The organism is Candidimonas nitroreducens (assembly GCF_002209565.1).
Classification (GTDB): Bacteria; Pseudomonadota; Gammaproteobacteria; order Burkholderiales; family Burkholderiaceae_B; genus Candidimonas; species Candidimonas nitroreducens.
In genome coordinates this window covers 213,273-231,037 of sequence record NZ_NJIH01000004.1, presented here as the reverse complement: position 1 = coordinate 231,037, position 17,765 = coordinate 213,273, and the positions used below count along the sequence as shown (strand labels likewise).

General features: G+C 63.1%; 17 protein-coding genes and 1 pseudogene. 5 read left to right on the top strand and 13 right to left on the bottom strand.

Annotated elements, in window-relative coordinates:
• Positions 1 to 28: 28 nt before the first annotated feature.
• Positions 29 to 1,144, bottom strand: coding sequence for a site-specific integrase (locus tag CEY11_RS08535; protein ID WP_088602955.1), 1,116 nt, complete (start codon positions 1,142 to 1,144; stop codon positions 29 to 31).
• A 48-nt stretch (positions 1,145 to 1,192) separates the two neighbouring features.
• Positions 1,193 to 1,993 (bottom strand): site-specific integrase, encoded by an 801-nt coding sequence (locus CEY11_RS08530; protein ID WP_233154796.1) that lies wholly within the window; start codon positions 1,991 to 1,993, stop codon positions 1,193 to 1,195.
• Positions 1,994 to 2,654: 661 nt separating this feature from the next.
• Between CEY11_RS08530 and CEY11_RS25065 the strand changes: the two are divergent.
• The 4 genes and pseudogenes from CEY11_RS25065 to CEY11_RS08515 form a co-directional block, all read left to right on the top strand.
• Positions 2,655 to 2,806: pseudogene (locus tag CEY11_RS25065) on the top strand (transposase); the annotation flags it as partial.
• Positions 2,807 to 2,862: 56 nt separating this feature from the next.
• Positions 2,863 to 2,985, top strand: a complete 123-nt coding sequence (locus CEY11_RS25940) for a hypothetical protein (protein ID WP_269845269.1) — start codon at positions 2,863 to 2,865, stop codon at positions 2,983 to 2,985.
• Complete coding sequence (locus tag CEY11_RS08520; RefSeq protein ID WP_088602953.1) at positions 2,982 to 3,260, top strand: type II toxin-antitoxin system RelE/ParE family toxin; 279 nt, start codon at positions 2,982 to 2,984, stop codon at positions 3,258 to 3,260. The genes CEY11_RS25940 and CEY11_RS08520 overlap by 4 nt, the downstream gene beginning before the upstream one ends.
• Positions 3,260 to 3,553 (top strand): HigA family addiction module antitoxin, encoded by a 294-nt coding sequence (locus CEY11_RS08515; protein ID WP_088602952.1) that lies wholly within the window; start codon positions 3,260 to 3,262, stop codon positions 3,551 to 3,553. Before CEY11_RS08520 ends, CEY11_RS08515 begins: the two co-directional genes overlap by 1 nt.
• An 85-nt stretch (positions 3,554 to 3,638) precedes the next feature.
• On the opposite strand, the gene CEY11_RS25705 is transcribed toward CEY11_RS08515, so the two are convergent.
• Entirely contained in the window at positions 3,639 to 3,890 is a 252-nt protein-coding gene (locus tag CEY11_RS25705; protein WP_088602951.1) for a hypothetical protein, read from the bottom strand.
• A 550-nt stretch (positions 3,891 to 4,440) separates the two neighbouring features.
• Here CEY11_RS25705 and CEY11_RS08505 point away from each other — a divergent pair.
• Positions 4,441 to 5,670 carry an alpha/beta hydrolase family protein gene (locus tag CEY11_RS08505; RefSeq protein WP_233154795.1) on the top strand — a complete coding sequence of 410 codons (1,230 nt, stop codon included), beginning with the start codon at positions 4,441 to 4,443 and terminating at the stop codon, positions 5,668 to 5,670.
• 228 nt (positions 5,671 to 5,898) lie between these two features.
• Here CEY11_RS08505 and CEY11_RS08500 read toward each other — a convergent pair whose 3' ends face one another.
• The 10 genes from CEY11_RS08500 to secD form a co-directional block, all read right to left on the bottom strand.
• A complete protein-coding gene (locus tag CEY11_RS08500) occupies positions 5,899 to 6,915 on the bottom strand; it encodes a Bug family tripartite tricarboxylate transporter substrate binding protein (protein ID WP_088602949.1) in 1,017 nt (338 codons plus the stop codon).
• Between the two features lie 43 nt (positions 6,916 to 6,958).
• On the bottom strand, positions 6,959 to 7,852 hold the full coding sequence (locus tag CEY11_RS08495) for a TauD/TfdA dioxygenase family protein (RefSeq protein WP_158215237.1): 894 nt from the start codon (positions 7,850 to 7,852) through the stop codon (positions 6,959 to 6,961).
• 244 nt (positions 7,853 to 8,096) lie between these two features.
• Positions 8,097 to 9,005 carry a LysR family transcriptional regulator gene (locus CEY11_RS08490; RefSeq protein WP_158215236.1) on the bottom strand — a complete coding sequence of 303 codons (909 nt, stop codon included), beginning with the start codon at positions 9,003 to 9,005 and terminating at the stop codon, positions 8,097 to 8,099.
• A 19-nt stretch (positions 9,006 to 9,024) separates the two neighbouring features.
• A complete protein-coding gene (gene lnt, locus CEY11_RS08485; protein ID WP_233154794.1) occupies positions 9,025 to 10,668 on the bottom strand; it encodes an apolipoprotein N-acyltransferase in 1,644 nt (547 codons plus the stop codon).
• A gap of 3 nt (positions 10,669 to 10,671) precedes the next feature.
• Positions 10,672 to 11,553 carry an HlyC/CorC family transporter gene (locus CEY11_RS08480; RefSeq protein ID WP_088602946.1) on the bottom strand — a complete coding sequence of 294 codons (882 nt, stop codon included), beginning with the start codon at positions 11,551 to 11,553 and terminating at the stop codon, positions 10,672 to 10,674.
• A gap of 85 nt (positions 11,554 to 11,638) precedes the next feature.
• Positions 11,639 to 12,109 carry an rRNA maturation RNase YbeY gene (gene ybeY, locus CEY11_RS08475; protein WP_088602945.1) on the bottom strand — a complete coding sequence of 157 codons (471 nt, stop codon included), beginning with the start codon at positions 12,107 to 12,109 and terminating at the stop codon, positions 11,639 to 11,641.
• Positions 12,099 to 13,097, bottom strand: coding sequence for a PhoH family protein (locus CEY11_RS08470; protein ID WP_088602944.1), 999 nt, complete (start codon positions 13,095 to 13,097; stop codon positions 12,099 to 12,101). Before CEY11_RS08470 ends, ybeY begins: the two co-directional genes overlap by 11 nt.
• The gene (gene miaB, locus CEY11_RS08465) at positions 13,094 to 14,572 is read right to left on the bottom strand and encodes a tRNA (N6-isopentenyl adenosine(37)-C2)-methylthiotransferase MiaB (RefSeq protein WP_088602943.1); all 1,479 of its coding nucleotides are present in this window, start codon (positions 14,570 to 14,572) and stop codon (positions 13,094 to 13,096) included. Before miaB ends, CEY11_RS08470 begins: the two co-directional genes overlap by 4 nt.
• A gap of 258 nt (positions 14,573 to 14,830) precedes the next feature.
• On the bottom strand, positions 14,831 to 15,766 hold the full coding sequence (gene secF / locus CEY11_RS08460; RefSeq protein ID WP_088602942.1) for a protein translocase subunit SecF: 936 nt from the start codon (positions 15,764 to 15,766) through the stop codon (positions 14,831 to 14,833).
• Positions 15,767 to 15,859: 93 nt separating this feature from the next.
• Entirely contained in the window at positions 15,860 to 17,740 is a 1,881-nt protein-coding gene (gene secD, locus CEY11_RS08455) for a protein translocase subunit SecD (RefSeq protein ID WP_088602941.1), read from the bottom strand.
• Between the last annotated feature and the right edge of the window lie 25 nt (positions 17,741 to 17,765).

The following is a 17,765-nucleotide window of genomic DNA, read 5'->3' as shown; positions in this document are numbered from 1 at the left end:
CATTATGTAGCGTCCGGCCATTGAATGCTCAGTTCACCGTGGTCTTGACTGATCCGAACACGCTGTACGTGACCATGGTAGCGGGAGCGACTGCCCAAAGGGACACCTTGCCCGCCGCAGGCTGCGCTGTGCGGGCGCTAGGCGGCGATGGCGAGCCGTGAGGCTCTACCGCCCTGGCCAGCTTTTCCACCAGGCTGCTAACGTCCAAGTGGGTGTACCTGTTCAACTGCGACAGAGTCTTATGGCCGCTGATCTTGGCCACTTCCAGTACGCCCAAGCCACGCTCAAACATCCGGCTTATGCCTTCATGCCGGGTATCGTGGAATCGCAGCTTGGGGTATCCAGCCCGCCGTGTTGCCCGGCAGAATGCCCGCGACAGGCTGTTAGGCTCAATGCCGAACACCGTACCCGTGGATTCCATCCGGGGCCGCAGCAGCTCTACGGCGCGGGGCGTCAGCGGGACAAGGCGCGGCATGCCGTTCTTGGTCTTGGGTAGGAAGGCCGTCCGGTTCTCCAGCGAAACGTGATCCGGGGTTAAGCTGGTTATCTCCGTGCGGCGCATGCACGTTTCTATGGCGAACTCGATAACATCCCCTAGTAGCTTGCTGCCTGTAGCCTTCCGGATCGCCTGCAAGGCCTCAGGCCGTATCCGCTGATCCCTGCCCGGAGGCAGCCGGGGGCGCTTTGTCCGGGGTATCGCATGATCCATCTGTAAGCCCCATTCATCGCAGGCCGTCCGGTAAGCATGGTGCAGGATGACCAGCTCATGCAGCACAGTCTGCGCTGCCGCGCCCTGGGCCAGCCTATCGGCCTTGTAGCGGGCTAGCCGGGTGGACTGTAGGGTATGTACCGAGTACGCGCCCAACGTTGCCTGTAGGCGCTTTATGCGGGCCTTGTCGGATTGCCCATTGTCGGCCTTGCCGGGTGATACCTCGGCCTGATACCTTTGCAGCATTTCCCGGATGGTTCGTGGGGGCGGCTCGGAAATGCGTTCCTCGTAGGTACCTTCCCGTATCGCTGTCTCTGTGTCCCTCCCCCATTCCTCGGCTTCGGCCCTGTCCCGGAAGGACTTCGCTGTATGCGGGAATCCCTTTAGCCGCACCTGACATTTGAACCGTTCCCCGTGCTTGCTGATTGTCGCCATATGGCCTCCGTGTCTGTGTCGATGTTTGGCCGCGCCTGCGGCATCTGCTTATGATGCTGCCGCCAGCTTTTCTACCAGGCCGCTAACGTCCAGATGCGCGTACCTATTCAGCATGGCCAGGGACTTATGCCCGGTGATCCTTGCTACCTCAATTACGTTCAGCCCCTTCTCGAATAGCCGGCTGGTAGCCTCATGCCGTAGATCATGAAAGTGCAGATCGAATAGCCCTGCACGATCTACAGCCCGTTTGAAGGCTTGGCTGGCACACCTTGGGGTAAGGCTAAAGACTGGCCCGCTATCCCGCTGTAGCGGCTGTAGGACAGCCACAGCGGCAGTAGACAGCGGTACCGTCCGAGCATCCCCGTTTTTAGTGTGAGGAAGGAGCACAGAGCACCGTAACAGGTTGATGTGCTCCCACCGCATGCCGAGGATTTCCCCGCGCCGCATGGCCGTTTCCACGGCAAGCAGCACAATGGCCGCCAGCTCACGCGACCCGGTACAAGCCAGGAGTCCCCGTACCTCATGGGGGCGCACCCGGCGATTGCGGCCAGGTGGCAGCTTGGGCCTACCTGTGCACGGTATCCCCTGGGGCAGCACCAGGCCCCATTCATTCACGCCAACCACGTAGGCCCGATGCAATAGGTTCAGTTCATGCGTTACCGTCTGTGGAGCGCGTACAGCCAGCCTGCTACGCTTGTAGTGGCTCAGGTGCGCCGCTGTTAGCTCTGTGACGCCGAAGCCACCCAGCACACGCTTGATGGTTTCAGCCCGTTGCTTGTCGTCCGACGCGGACGCCTTGCGGCTGGATTCCTCTAACAGGTAGCGGCCCAGCAGGGCGGTTATGGTCATGTCCTGCGTTGCCTTGTCCGGAACGGCGAAGCGCCCCCGGTTAATGTCCGCCTCTACCGTCTGTCCCCACGCTATCGCGTCCGCTCTGCTGTTAAAGTTCCGGCCCTGCGTGGGGTATCCCTTCCTGCGTATTTGGCAGCGCCATTGACCGCCGGGGATGCGTGTGATTGATGCCATGTTGTCGGCTCCGTGCTGCTGGCGACGGAACAGGCAGTGCACCGAATTTGCACCGAAACGGGCAATTCCAAGGTTCAGTTGGTTGAAGGAGCGCAGCCTGCAAGGCTGTGCGACGACCGGAATACCGGCCTGTCACGCCGGGGGTCGCGGGTTCGAGTCCCGTCCGCTCCGCCAAAAAATTCAATAAAAAAGCACTTACAACACGTAAGTGTTTTTTTTCGCCCTGATTTATATTCCAGACTCGGGGTTTATATTCCAAAACGTGGCTTTTCAGCCGTTTTTTACCGCTGTAAAGCCCACATCCTCAGCAGAAACACGCCCACAGGAATACCCCGTAATCTGGCCGGTATTCTTAGACCTTCTTTTGCATAGATAAATTACCAAGTCACCAATCAAGTTCCTTAGCGCTTTTGTCTAAAGGGTAATCCTCCCGGAAAAGTGGTGAAGCCAGAAGTAGAATTTTCTCATTGAGGAGTTCTACGGCATGAAGAAGTCGAGGTTCCTGGATAGCCAGATCATGGATGCGATCAAGCGGGTAGAAGTCGGCTTGGCGGTTCCGTAGGTGTGCCGGGAGTTGGGAGTCAGTACGGCGCGTTCTACAAGTGGCGCTCGAAGTACGGCGGCATGGACGTATCGAGATGGCTCAACGAGCAGTGCAGAAGCGTGGGATACAGGGCTTATGAACGTATTCTATGAGCACGCTTTCAAAAGGTCGATCACCAGAACAGGGGCAACAACCTGGCATTCCAGAAGAAATAGGAGAAAAGAAGCATCTTTTGTTTCGCGATGCGCAACACGCTACAATCGATACATGATCAAAAGCTTCTGGCACAAGGGCCTTCGCCGACTATTTGAAACAGGCAACGCTTCAGGTGTTCAAGCAAGCCATGCCACACGCCTGCGCCTACAACTATCCGCCCTTAATACCGCCCAAGTTATTGAAGATATGAACCTCCCAGGGTTCAGGCTGCATCCTCTCAAGGGCGCAATGAAGAGTGGCTGGTCAATCACCATCAACGGAAACTGGCGTATCAGCTTTGAGTTTGAAAACGGAAACGCTTTTGTGCTGGATTACGAGGACTATCATTGATGAACATGCATAACCCACCCCATCCGGGAGAGTTTATATCCGGCATCTACCTTGAGCCCAACAATATCAGTGGGCGCGAGCTTGCCAAGGCGCTCGGCGTAGCGGCTTCTACATTGAGCCGAGTTCTCAGCGGTACATCTCGTGTCACGCCTGAAATGGCGTTGCGCCTGTCCAAGGCGCTTGGACGCAGCCCGGAAAGCTGGTTGGCCATGCAGGATGCTCACGACCTATGGATCGCCCGACAGTATGTCGATTTGCAAAGTGTCGACGAACTACAATTTACTGTCGCCTAGCATGGGGTCTGCAATGAGGTCGTATTCAAGCGACAGAATGGCCAATCGTTCGTGTTGGACTCAGCCGGCTACCTGCCTCCAAATACTACTTACTGTTGATCCAATCCTGGGTATCTCTAACGAACCAGGGTAGATCCAGCTTTTCCCCTTCGCCAGTCTGTATGGTCAAGCGCTGGCCCGAAGGGCTCGGGGTGCGATTCGCGCCTTGCGTCGTGGGAGATGGCGGGGTTCGGTCGTTCAGATCGGCTTGCGGGGGCGGATTATTTGCACAGGCAGAAATTGACGCGCACGCGAGCGCGACAAGGACTGGCTGTAGGGCTGAGCGACGGGTCTTCATGATGTCTGGTTCCCGTTGATGGCACAGGCCGGGGTGCCGGGCAATCTAGGCCTCCACTACTTACCTTACTCGCAATTGGGGGCCTGCGTCAGCGTCTTGCCCCCTTCGGTGCCGGCCCACACAGCTATCGGGCCCGGCCGTTGCCGCTGCGAAGTTGTCAGCGTCGGTTGAAAGTTGACCCACAGGAAGGTGCTGACGAATTGGATGTACAGACGAATTCGGATGTGTGGACGAATTCGGAGGTGCCGACAAAATCTTGGATCGCTTCTGGTTCCGGGAGTCGTTCGTTCGTACGAGGATCGTATCCCTGCCGTCCAGTTTTGCTTCAAGCTCGACAGAGGGCTGCGGCCCGCTTTGCTTAGGCTGGAGCTCATGACTCGACCGGTCGATGACGGCCAGCCGATAGATTGAACATGTGGGATTTGCGGGGACGGAATCGAATTAAGTAGCATACAGTCATAGCCGCAGGCGGGCGCTGCTTGCACGGGAGCGGGCCGCGGCGAGGGTGGAAGCCCATGATCGACCGGCCGGTATGGCCTTGGGAGGAGCAATGGTTGATGCGCTGGAACGCGGACATACTCGGGTGCAGGGTTTCCGCGACCCTGAAATGGATCACCAGCTCATGCGTCAACTGGGTTCGGTGCGATACGGCGGCGCATCGATCGGCGAATGCCTGGCGGCGGCGGCGCGAATCCGCGATGCCGATCCGGTTTCGTGGATCGAGGAATTCGCCGAGGCGGGCCGGCGCCAGTCCGAGGATGCCGCGCTACGGGCTCGCAACGGGCATGCGGTCAGTGCTCGGGATCAATACCTGGTGGCCTGCAATAGCTACCGTGCGGCGGAATACTATTGCCCGGTGGACGATCCCCGTCACCGGGAATACGGCCTGGCCAGCCGCCAGGCTTTTATGTCGGCGATGCAGTGGGACGAGGCCTCGTGCGTGGAGCTCTGGTTCTCGCATCAGGGATTGCGTCTGCCCGCATACCACATCCGCGGCGCGCGCGGCCCCGCCAATCGCATATTGATGATCGTCAGCGGATTCGACGGGACGCTCGAGGAATCTTATATCGCCTACGGTCGGCCGGCGCTTGAGCGCGGCTACGATCTGCTGCTGTTCACCGGGCCGGGCCAGATGGATGCCTGGCGCTTCGACGCGGCCAGCCATTTCGCGCCGGACTTCGAAGTGGTGGGACGCCAGGCGACGGACTACGCCCTGGCCCAGTCTGGTATGGATCCGCGCCGCGTGGCCTTGATGGGTATCAGTTTCGGCGGGTATTTCGCGTCCCGCATCGCGGCGCACGAACCGAGGATCGGGGCGCTGATCGCCAATTCGCCGATTGTCGACCTGCACGCCTACATGAGTTCTTTCGTCGGATTCGATCCGGCCTCGCTGCCCGAGTCGGACGATTTCGGGGTGGCCGACCTCGAGCACATTCCCGAGGCGGAGATGAACGCCCAGACGCGCGTGATGGCGCGCAATCTCATGCTGCGCTTCGGCCGGCCGACCTTCGGCCAGACCTATCGCCGTATTCTGGATTTCAAGCTGAGCGCGGACGGATTGGCCGCGATCCGCTGTCCGTCGCTGGCACTGGTGGGCGAGGGAGAGGGGGCCGAGCCCTTGCGGCAGTGGCGGGTCTTCCAGGATGCGGTCGGCGGGCTCTGCACGCCCCGGCTGTTCACCGCCCTCGAGGGGGCCGATGCCCATTGCCAGGCAGGTAATCTGTCTTATTCGGCAGCGGTGGCTATGGACTGGCTCGACGAGACTGTAGGGGCTCCCTGACCGGGCCGCTGCGCTGCACACGTTGGAGATCCCTAGGCAGGATCCCCGGGCTTGGCAGGGTACCAGGGTGGAGGGTGAAAAAAAACGCGCAGGCGAGTACTGCCTTGATAGGTTTTTGCTGGGCTTTAGCGCGTTTTTGGTTCAGATGTTTACACCCGCCGCGCCTTTAAAGGCGCGGCATCAAGTGTGCCGTGAAAATTCGGTAAACATTTGCACCGAATTTGCTCTCTAGTGGGCAGCCGTGGCAAGGCCGGCGTCTTCGATAATGGCGCTGAACTTCGCCACGTCTTTCTTGAGCCAGCTCATGGTTTCCTGGCTGCTCATGAATATAGGTTCGATATCGAGCTTTTGCAGCTTCTGGCGCACGACCGGGTCTTGCATCGTCTGGCGCAGTGCGGCCTCGAGTTTGGCTACGACGGCAGCGGGCGTGCCCTTGGGTGCTTCGATATTCTCGAAAGCGTCGTTTCCGTCCATTTCCGGATAACCCTGCGTGCCGGTGGTGGGAACGTCGGGGATGGACGGCATCGGCGCTTTCCGCTGGATCGCGAGGATGTGCAAGGACTTCCCATTGAGGGTCTTGAGCAGCGAGGTGTAGGGCAGCATGCAGGCCTGCACGTCATGTCTTTGGACGGCGATAAGGGCGGGGGCGACCCCGTTGTAGGGGACGTGGGTGACCAGGAAATCTTTACCCGTTTTTTTCTTGACGAGGCGCTTGAACATTTCCAGCTGGAGATGATTCAGGCCGTTCACCCCGGTGCTGCAAAAGCTTACGGTGCCAGGGTTGGCCTGTACGTATTCGACCAGCTCCTGCAGGGTTTTGGCCTTCATTGTCGTGCTGACTACTATCGCCGAGGGATTGGACGCGACCGATGCGATCGGGGTGAAGTCTTTCAGGCCCAGGTCAAAGTCCGGAAGGAGCAAGTGCATGAAGCCGTAGGCCGATCCCGAGCTCAGGAGCAAAGTGTATCCGTCGGCGGGCGCACCCGCGACGAAGCGTACGCCTACGGCGGTTCCCGCCCCGGGCCGGTTGAGAACGAGCACCTGCTTGCCCAGGATGCTCCCGAGCTTGTCGGCGACGATGCGCGCGGTCATGTCGAGATTGCCGCCCGCGGCGAACGGCACGACGATGGATACCGGCTTGCGGGGGAAATCGGTGCTTGCGAATGCGGTACCGCCGAGCGCGGCGCAGCAGGCGGCAAGTAGCCCCGCGGAGAGCCAGCGGCGGACAGTCTTTTTGTGGATCATGGTGTCTCCATGTTGTTCGTATATGAATGATGGCGGTCGTTGTTCAACGGGCAGGGCGCGGGCCGCCGATGGTCACGCGGGTGAGATATCGATATTGCCCGGTGTAGTCCGGGATGGCCCGATGCATGGTGCAGCGGTTGTCCCAGATCAGAACCTGGTCGTCGTGCCAGCGTGCCCGGCACGTGAAGTCGAAGCGCGAAGAGTGATCGAGCAGATACTGCAGAATGGGCGCGCTTTCTTCGTTGGTGAGGCCCTCTATCCGCTGTGAGTAGGTCTTGTTCACATAGAGGAACTTGCGGCCGCTGACGGCGTGCGTGCAGACCAGCGGATGGGAGACTTCCCGATCGCCTTCTTCGATGCTCAGGTTGGTGCGCGTCGTCGCCTCGTTGTACTTGCGCCCTTGTGCCGCGTAGGCGGATCCGAAGATGCGCGTCGCGCTGTGGATGACGTTGAGCGGCTCCAGCAGCGCCTTGTAGGCGGGAGACAGCGCTTCGTAGGCGGCGTACATGCTTAGAAACCCCGTGTCGCCGCCATAAGAAGGCACCTCGACCGCACGCATCACGACGGCAGCCGGCGGCGCTTCGAAATACGTGCTGTCGGCATGCCAGTTTTCCCCCACGATACGGCCCGTGTCAGTGGCCAGCCGGCGGATGATCTGTACTTCGGGATGCCCGTCCACGTTATGCAGCTGCGGTACGCGTATCACTTCTCCGAAGCCCTTGCTGAACTCCAGATGCTGCTCGTGAGTGATCTTCTGCTTCGGAAACCAGATGACCTGGTGGTCGGCAAAGGCCTGGCTGATTTCCGTCCAGACATCCGCAGAGAGGGGGCTGCGCAGGTCTACACCGGTGATTTCGGCGCCCAGGACGCCCGTGGCCGGGCAGACCGAAATGTGCCGATAACTGCGGGGCTGGACGAGAGTGGGGTGTGCATCCATTGAAGAGATGCTTTGCATCGCTAGAGACTCCCTATCGCTGTTTCACTTCCGAGCATCGATTCGGCGGCTCGGGCGAGTACGCCAGCACTCGCCTATGTCACATGAAGAGGCAAACTCGATGCGCGAGGACTGTGCATCACCGGCGTGACGACAGTATAGGGCGCGATGCAATCGTCATTTAAGATTCAGAGAATCTGATATAGCGATTCTATGACGATGAAATGACCTGTGCGGCAGGCGCATTTCATTTCGATATGGCGAAGGTCTTGAACAGGGTTGTACGCAGCCAGCGGACGCCGGGGTCGTCGTGCACGATCTTGCTCCAGTAGAGGTGCGAGTCGAACACCGGCGCCCGGAATGGAAGATCGAGCCGGATCAGATTCTTGAAGCCGGACAGCGATTGCGCCAGGTCGTTTGGAATCGAGGCCAGCATATCGGTATTGGAGATAATTTCCGCCAGGCCCATTACGTGCGGCGTCGTGAGAACGATGCGGCGCTCGATGCCGCGCTGCTTTATATAGCGTTCCAGCAAACCTTGCGTCCTGCTTGGCGCTTCGATTACCACGTGACGCGCCTCGCAATACTTCTTCAGATTGAAGCCGTCGATGATACGCGTGTTGGCGGAGCTGCAGATGCAGGAAAACGTGTGCTGCGCGATCTTCCTGCGGACGAATTCCCTGGCCAGCAAGTCCGGAAAGTATCCCAGGGCGAAATCCACCCTGCCTTCCGATAGCGCGCGCTGCATCTCCAGTGGCGGCATGGAAACCGAGCGGAAGCGAACATTAGGCGCGATCGACGATACCGCGTTCAGCAAGCGCGACATGTAGAGGGTTTCGCCGACATCGGTTAGCGCAATCAGGAATTCGCGGGCTTCGGTGGACGGGTCGAAGACGCTTCTTCTCAGGATCTTGTGCTCTATGCAGTTGACGGCGTCCCGCATCGGTGCCGCGAGTTCCATGGCCCGGCTCGTGGGCAGCATCCCGGCAGCCGTGGTCAGAAACAAGGCATCGCCCAGTTCCTTGCGCAGTTTCGCCAGCGCGGTGCTCAGCCCCGATTGGCTCATGTGCAGGGATCGTGCGGCGAGGCCGACGCTGCGGTGATCCAGCACCGCCAGGAAAATCCGCATTGATTGGAGGCTCAGATTGCTGTCCATGCCTGACCTCGCAGCGGCCTTATTCGTCTTCGGTGACGCTGCTTTGCGGGCCGCCGGGCTGGTATTTCCGCAGCGACAGCCCAAGCAGCAGCAGCAAGCCGATCCAGATGAGGACGGGGGCGTTGCCCCAGCGCACATAGGGGGTGAGGCCGGTCGTGCCTTGCACTTCCACGTCCAGCACGCCCTTGCGCAGGGGCGGCAAGGCCGCGCCGACCGAGCCGTCGGGGGCAATGGCGGCGGTGGTGCCGGTATTGGTGGCGGCGAGCATCGGGCGGGCGGTTTCCAGCGCGCGCATGCGGGCGATTTGCAGGTGCTGGCGCAACGCCCAGGAATGGCCGAACCACGCCAGGTTGCTGATGTTGATCAGGATGTTGGCGCCGGGGCCGTGCAGTTCGCTGTCGCGCACCGACCGGATGATTTCTTCGCCGAACAGGTCTTCGTAGCAGATGTCGGGGGCGATGTTCTGGCCGTGGATGACGAACAGGGGCTGGCGCGGCGCGCCGCGGTTGAAATCGCCCAGCGGGATCTGCAGCATGTCGATGAACCAGTGGAAGCCGGCCGGTACGAATTCGCCGAAGGGCACCAGGTGGTGCTTGTCGTAGTGCATGCGCAGTGCGCCCGCGCCCAGGGTGGATAGCGGTGTGTAGCGATCGATGACAATGGCGCTGTTGGTGTAGCGGTCGCGGCCATCGAGGTTTTTATGCAGCGGGATGCCCATGAGTATGTCGGCGCCGCGCGTGCGCGCGATGTCCAGCCACTGCTCCCAGACCTGCGGAGCGATGCGATCCTGGAATACCGGCATGACGGTTTCGGGCAGTACGATCAGGTCGGGGCCGCCGTCGCCGGGCTGGGGCGGCAGGGCGGCGAGCCGCATGTAGGTCTCGATGCCCTGGTGCATGAGCTGCGGGTCGAATTTCTCGGACTGCGGCACGGCGCCTTGCACCAGGCGGACGATCATGGGCTGGCCGTGCTGCTTGAACCAGACGACATGGCTCAGCAGGATACCGGCCAGGCCGATGATGATGGCGGCCGCCAGGGCGACGGCGGCCGAGGCGTCGTTGGCGCCGTTGCGCGAGCGCGCCATGAGCGCGATGGCGCCCGAGGCGAAGGCCGCCAGCCAGGCCACGCCGTAGACCCCGACCACGGGGGCCCAGCTGGCCAGCACGCCTTCGACGTGCGCATAGCCGATATTCAGCCACGGAAAGCCGGTGAAGAGCGTGCCGCGCAGCCATTCGGCGCCGGCCCAGGTCGAGGCCCAGACGGCGGCGATCAGCAACTGCCAGCGGAAGTCGGCGCGGCCGTGCAGGTGGCGCCCGGACAGCCAGCGCGACGCGGCGGCTGCCAGCGCCGTATACAGGGACAGGCCCGCGGCCAGCAGCAGCACGCCGGCGGCGGACAGCGGCGCGGCCAGGCCGCCGTAGCTGTGCATGCTGATGTACAGCCAGTACAGCCCGACCGAGAAGTCGGCCAGGCCGAAGCAGAAGCCGGCCGCCGCGGCGCGCCGCGGTGTACTGCTGCCGAAGACCATGGCCGCCAGTATGGCGAGCGCGAAGATCTGCACGAAGGGCAGGCACCACGAGGGCAATGGGCCGGGGGCGAACGACAGGGCGTGCACGGCGCCCAGCAATAGCAAGCCCAGGATACGCGGCAGGCGGGGTTTCAAGAGTTACTCGGTCTGGTGGTCGGGGCTGGGGTCGACGCTGCCGCGCTGCACGTGCAGCCACAGCGCGCGCTTGGCGTCGGCGCCGACCACCGTGATGTCCAGCCCCTGGAAGGAAATGCTTTCGCCGCGCCGCGGTATGTGGCCCAGTTCGGCGGCCAGCCAGCCGCCGATGGTGTCGTAGTCGTCGTCGGGCAGTTCGGTGCCGAAGGCGCGGTTGAAGTCTTCGATTTCGGTGATGGCCATGACGCGCCAGCTGTTGCTGCCGGTCTGGAAGATGGTTTTTTCGGCGTCTTCGTCGAATTCGTCTTCGATGTCGCCGACGATTTGTTCGAGCACGTCTTCCATGGTGACCAGGCCGGATGTGCCGCCGTATTCGTCGATGACGATGGCCAGGTGGTTGCGGCTGCTGCGGAAGTCGTGCAGCAGCACGTTCAGCCGCTTGGTTTCGGGGATGAAGACCGCCGGGCGCACCAGCGAGCGCAGGTCTATGGACGGGTTGGTCAGCGACAGCAGCAGGTCTTTGGCAAGCAGGATGCCAATGATGTTGTCGCGCTCGGTTTCGTAGATGGGGAAGCGCGAGTGGCCGGTCTCGATGATTTCGGGCAGCAGCTCGGACAGCGGCTTGCCGATGTCGAGCATGTCCATCTTGGAGCGCGGCACCATGATGTCGGCCACGGTCTGGTTGGCCACCTCGAGCGCGCCCGAGATCATGGCGTAGGATTCTCCGTCGAGCACCTGCCGGTCGTGCGCGGCTTCCAGTACGGCCTTGATGTCTTCGCGGTCTTCGGGTTCGGGGCGCAGGAAGGCGGCGAGCCTGGCCAGCAGCGATCTGGATGGCGTTTTGGCCGGTCGGGGTTCAGGGTCGGAGGGTTTGGAGTCGAGCATTGTCCACGGGACGGGTCATCGGGCCTTTCAGCATAACCGAAATTGGGCTTGCGGTTGTGGGCGCGGGAGTGTGGCGGGCGGGAATTCAGGCACGGTAGGGGTCGGGAATGCCCATTTTCCCGAGCACGCGCGTTTCCAGCGTTTCCATGGCGTCGGCCTCGGCCGGGTCGATGTGGTCGTAGCCCAGCGCGTGCAGCACGCCGTGCAGCACCAGGTGGGCGGCGTGCGATAGCAGCGGCTTGTGCTGCTCGCGGGCCTCGCGGCGCAGCACCGGCACGCACAGCACGATGTCGCCGGCCAGGGTGCCGTCGGGTGCCAGGCCGTATTCGAAGGTCAGCACGTTGGTGGCGTAGTCGCGCTGGCGGAACTCGCGGTTCAGGCGCCGGCCCTCGCGCGCGTCGACCAGGCGCAGGGTCAGCGCGGCGCGCAGCAGGGCGGGATCCAGTTCGGGCTCCAGCTCGCGCAGCGCGCGTTCGATCCAGCGGCGCAGCCGCCAGCGCGGCAGCTCGGCGGCGCCGGTGCCGAACTGCACCGACAGGCTCAGCTCAACCGACATGGTCGCCCGCGCGTTCGTAGGCGTCGACGATGCGCGCCACCAGGGGATGGCGCACCACGTCGCGGCTGGTGAAGCGGGTGGTGGCGATGCCCTGCACCGAGGCCAGCACGTCGACGGCATGCACCAGGCCGCTGGCCTGCGCGCGCGGCAGATCCACCTGCGAGGGGTCGCCGTTGATGACCGCCTTGCTGCCGAAGCCGATGCGCGTAAGGAACATCTTCATCTGCTCGGGCGTGGTGTTCTGCGCCTCGTCCAGGATGACGAAGGAATGGTTCAGGGTGCGCCCGCGCATATAGGCCAGAGGGGCGATTTCTATGGTTTGTTTTTCGAACAGGCGCTGCACGCGCTCGATGCCCATCAGGTCGTACAGCGCGTCGTAGAGCGGCCGCAGGTACGGGTCGACCTTCTGCACCAGGTCGCCGGGCAGGAAACCCAGCCGCTCGCCGGCTTCCACCGCGGGGCGGGTAAGCACCAGCCGCTGCACGTTTTCGCGCTCCAGGGCGTCGATGGCGCAGGCTACAGCCAGCCAGGTCTTGCCGGTGCCGGCCGGGCCGACGCCGAAGGTGATGTCGTGGCGCAGGATGTTGTCCAGGTACTCGCGCTGGCGCGGAGTGCGCGGGCGCAGGTCGCTGCGGCGGGTGCGCAGCACGATGGCGCCGTTGGCATCTATGGGGTCGGGCAGGCTGCCGTTGCCGGCATGGGCCTGCGGGTCGCCGGCGCCAAGCTCGACCATGCCGAGCTGGATGTCGTCGATCGACAGCATCTTGTGCACGGCGCGCTGGTGGAACCATTCCAGGGCGTGGCGCGCGGCCTGGGCCTGCTCGCCTTCTATCGAGAAGCGGTTGCCGCGGCGGTTGAGCTTGACGTTCCAGCCGTCGGCGATCTGGCGCAGGTTTTCGTCCAGCGGGCCGCACAGATTGGCCAGGTGCGTGTTGTCGCCATCGAGCGTGGCGATGATGGGGGGCTGTCGGCGCGGCGGTCGATTCATAGACTGCCCTCCGGCGCCGATTGGCGCACGGCGATTTCGCCCTTGAGCGTATTGGTCAGGGCGCGCAGCACGCGCACGTCGGCCATGCTGCCGATGAGCCGCGGCTGGCCGGGGAAGTTGATGATGCGGTTGTTTTCGGTGCGGCCCATGAGCTCGCCGGGGTCGCGCCGCGAATGGCCTTCGACCAGCACGCGCTGCACGCTGCCGACCATTGCGGCGCCGATGGCCGAGGCCTGTTCGTTGATCAGGGCCTGCAGGCGGTGCAGGCGCGCCAGCTTTTCTTCTTTGCTGGTGTCGTCTTCGAGATCGGCCGCGGGCGTGCCGGGGCGGCGCGAATAGACGAACGAGAACGACTGGTCGAAGCCCACGTCTTCGATGAGCCGCAGGGTCTGGGCGAAGTCTGCCTCGGTTTCGCCGGGAAAGCCGACGATGAAATCGGACGACAGGCTCAGCCCGGGGCGCGCGGCGCGCAGGCGGCGCACGATGGATTTGAATTCCAGGGTGGTGTAGCCGCGCTTCATGGCCGCCAGCACGCGGTCGCTGCCGGCCTGCACCGGCAGGTGCAGGAAGGGCACCAGCTTGGGCAGCTTGCCGTGCGCCTCGATCAGGCGCGAGGTCATTTCCTTGGGGTGCGAGGTGGTGTAGCGGATGCGCTCGATGCCGGGGATCTCGTGCACGTATTCCAGCAGCATGGCGAAGTCGGCGATTTCGTCGGTGTCGCCCATGGCGCCGCGGTAGGCGTTGACGTTCTGCCCCAGCAGCGTGACTTCGCGCACGCCCTGGTCGGCCAGGTCGGCGATCTCGACCAGCACGTCGTCGAAGGGGCGCGAGATCTCGGCGCCGCGGGTGTAGGGAACGACGCAGAAGCTGCAATACTTGCTGCAGCCTTCCATGATGGAGACGAAGGCCGTGGGGCCGTCGACGCGGGCCGGCGGCAGGGCGTCGAATTTTTCGATTTCCGGAAAGCTGATGTCGACTTGCGATACGCCCGATTCTTTGCGGCGCGCGATCAGTTCGGGCAGGCGATGCAGCGTCTGCGGCCCGAACACCACGTCCACATAGGGGGCGCGGCGCACGATCTCGGCGCCTTCCTGGCTGGCCACGCAGCCGCCCACGCCGATGACCAGGCCCGGCTTGCTGTCCTTCAGGTGGCGTACCCGGCCCAGGTCGGAAAAGACCTTTTCCTGGGCCTTCTCGCGTATGGAACAGGTGTTGAAGAGGATCACGTCCGCCTCTTCGGGGTTCTGCGTGAGCTCCAGCCCCTGCGCCTCGCGCAGCACGTCGGCCATTTTCTCGGAGTCGTACTCGTTCATCTGGCAGCCGAAGGTGCGGATGAACAGCTTGCGGGTGGAGGCATGTGCCGCGGGCTGTGCGCCGGCCGATGCCAGGGCCGCCAGGGCGCTTTCGATGCCGGCCGCGGCCGGTTGCGCGGCCGCGGGCGCTGCGCCCGGCCGCTTGACGGAGATTTCTTGCATGGTCTCAGCCGTGACGGGTGTATATCCCGCGGGCTCGTTGATTATTGATGGAAAAGGCTATTTTACCTTGCCCGCCGCGGCGGGCCCGCCTCTTGCTCCCGACACCTCTTGCTCGCGGCGCCCGGCTGCGCCGCGGCGCAGCTTCTGCCGCGTGCTGCCTCGGTATAGAGGCATGTGGAGCCGTGTTGCGGCCTGCCTGAGGCAGGAAGCCGGCGAGCGGGGCGGGCGCAGCGGAAGCCGCCGGCCGCCTGGATGGAATCAGCCCAGCTCGGCGCGCGGGTCGTCTTTCTTGACCTGCTTGACCAGGTCTTCGCGCTTGACGCCCATCCACATCGCCAGGGCGGCGGCCACGAACACGGACGAATAAATACCGAACCAGATGCCGATGGTCAGGGCCAGCGAGAAGTAGTGCAGGGTGGGGCCACCGAAGAAGAACATCGACAGCACCATCATCTGCGTCGAGCCGTGGGTGATGATGGTGCGCGAGATCGTCTGGGTGATGGCGCCGTCGATGATTTCACGCACCGGCGCCTTGCGCTGCTTGCGGAAGTTTTCGCGGATCCGATCCATGATGACCACGGATTCGTTCACCGAATAGCCCAGCACCGCCAGCACCCCGGCCAGCACCGAAAGCGAGAATTCCCACTGGAAGAAGGCGAAGAAGCCGAGGATGATCACCACGTCGTGCAGGTTGGCGATCACCCCCGAAACCGCGAATTTCCATTCGAATCGCAGGCTCAGGTAGATGATGATGCCCACCACCACGCATAGCAAGGCCATCAGGCCGTTGTGCGCCAGTTCCTGGCCCACCTGCGGCCCGACGTATTCCACGCTGCGCAGCTCTACCTCGGGGGTCTGGGCCTTGAGCACCTTCAGCACGGCCTCGCTTTGCGCCGACGAGGTCTGGCCGTGGGCCAGCGGCAGGCGGATCATGACGTCGCGCGAGGTGCCGAAGTTCTGTACCTGGAAGTCTTTGTAGCCCAGCGTATCGACCGCGTCGCGGATCTTGTCCACTTGGGCGGTCTGGGCGTAGTGCACCTCCATCACGGTGCCGCCGGTGAACTCGATCGACAGGTGGAAGCCCCGGGTGACGATGAAGAACACCGCGGCGATGAACGTCAGCAGGCTGATGATGTTGAGCACCAGCGCGTTGCGCATGAACGGGATGGTGCGGTGGATGCGAAAGAATTCCATGTCGTCTCTTGCCGTGTTCTTGCCGTGTCCTGCCTGGGCAGGCGCGATTCCGATGCGCGGGCGGCGCACAACGCCGCGCCCGCGCGCTTGGTCTTAGTTCTTGCCGGTATTGGGTTTCCAGACCTGTCCGATGGAAATGCTGCGCAGCTTGCGGCGGCGCCCATACCAGAGGTTGGCCAGCGCCCGCACCCCCACCACCGACGAGAACATCGAGGTCAGGATGCCTATGCAGTGCACCACGGCGAAGCCGCGGATCGGGCCGGTGCCGAAGGCCAGCAGCGACAAGCCGACGATGAGCGTGGTCAGGTTCGAGTCGAAGATGGTGTCCCAGGCGCGTTCGAAGCCCAGCTGGATGGCGCGCTGCGGCGTGTCGCCGTTGCGCAGTTCTTCGCGGATGCGCTCGTTGATGAGCACGTTCGAGTCGATGGCCATGCCCAGCGTGAGCGCGATGGCGGCGATGCCGGGCAGCGTCAGGGTTGCCTGCAGCATCGACAGCACCGCCAGCAGCAGCAGCACGTTGAAGGCCAGGCCCAGGGTCGAGAACACGCCGAACAGCTTGTAATACAGGATGATGAAGATGGCGATGCCCAGGAAGCCGTACAGGGTCGAGTCGAAGCCCTTCCTGATGTTGTCGGCGCCCAGGCTGGGGCCGATGGTGCGTTCTTCGATGATGTGCATGGGCGCGGCCAGGGCCCCGGCGCGCAGCAGCAGGGCGGTGTCGGCGGCTTCTTGCGGCCCCATGCTGCCGGTGATCTGCACCTGGCCGCCGGGGATCTCGCTGCGGATGACCGGCGCGGTGACCACTTCGCCCTTGCCGTTCTCGAACAGGATGATGGCCATGCGCTTGCCGATGTTGTCGCGCGTGACGTCGCGGAAGATGCGCGCGCCCTTGGCGTCCAGGGTCAGGTTGACCGAGGGCTGCTGGGTCTGCGGGTCGCGGCCGGGCTGTGCGTCTTGCAGGTTTTCGCCGGTCAGGATGACCTGGCGGCGCACCAGCAGGGGGTGGCCGTCATGGTCGGTATAGCGTTCCAGGCCGAAGGGCACGGTGCCGGCCGCCAGGGCAGCCATGGCGCTGGGCGAGTCGTCGACCATGCGGATCTGCAGTGTGGCGGTGCGGCCGAGGATTTCCTTGGCCTTGGCGACGTCCTGCACGCCCGGCAGTTCGACCACGATACGGTCGGCGCCCTGCTGCTGGATCACCGGCTCGGACACGCCCAGCTCGTTGATGCGGTTGTGCAGCGTGGTGATGTTCTGCTTCAGTGCGTTGTTCTGGATCTTGACCGCGGCGTCTTGGGTAAGCTTGCCTATCAGCGGGTATTTGCCGCCGCTGGCCTCGCCGTTGGTGAAGGCGATTTCGGGCATGCGCCGGCGCAGGTCGGACAGTGCCGTGTCGCGATCCTGGTCGCTGTCGAACTTGGCAATCAGGCTTAGTTCGGAACGGTCGACGCTGGCGCCCTTGATGCCGGCTTCACGCAGGTTGGTGCGCAGGTCGCTGGCCAGCGAATCGAGCCGGCCGGTCAGGGCGCCGTGCATGTCGACCTGCAGCAGGAAGTGCACGCCGCCGCGCAGATCCAGGCCCAGGTACATGGGGTGCGCGCCCAAGGCGGAAAGCCAGTTGGGGGAGGCCGACACCAGGTTCAGGGCCACCGTGTAGCTGGGGTCGCTGGGATCGGGATCCAGGGCCTTTTCGATGACATCCTTGGCCTTGAGCTGCAGGTCAGTGGTGGCGAAGCGCACCCGTACCGAGGCGGCCGGGCCGTTCTGCTCGAAGTAGGCGCCGGTGGTGGGAATCTGGTCGTGCTGCAGGATTTCCTGGACGCGCCCGAGCACCTGGTTGTCGACCTTGACCGTGGATTTCGCGCCGGCGATCTGTACCGCGGGCGACTCGCCGAAGAAGTTGGGCAGTGTGTACAGTATGCCTATGAGTACGGCGGCCAGGACGGTCAGGTACTTCCAGAGGGGGTAGCGGTTCATGGTCGATCGAGGCTGAGGCGTCGGA